The 272-nt window shown below is 69.5% G+C and carries 1 pseudogene; it reads right to left on the reverse strand.

Going from position 1 to position 272, the window contains the following annotated elements:
* A pseudogene (locus tag WCE05_RS26510) lies at positions 1-272 on the reverse strand (hypothetical protein); the annotation flags it as partial.

Below are 272 nucleotides of genomic sequence, written 5' to 3' on the forward strand. Positions count from 1 at the left end.
GACAGCGCGGCCGCCAGGCTGTGCGGGTCATCGATGTGGTGGGCCTCAGCGGTGGCCAGCCAGGTGTCGTGGTCGTCGCTGGCCTGCAAGGCAAGGTCCTGCAGGGCCTTGATGCGCTGCTCCAGTTCATCGCGCTCGGCCAGGAACTGCCGGTACTTGGCCGTGTCGATGCGTTGCCCCAGGCGTGCGCCCATGGAGGAGTAACGTTCATCGGTGAGGGCGCGGTAGCGGGCCTCGGCCCGGGACAGCGTGCGCCCGGTCGCCTCTGACTG

It is taken from the genome of Pseudomonas sp. I2 (genome assembly GCF_040984075.1).
In the GTDB taxonomy this organism is placed as follows: Bacteria; Pseudomonadota; Gammaproteobacteria; order Pseudomonadales; family Pseudomonadaceae; genus Aquipseudomonas; species Aquipseudomonas guariconensis_B.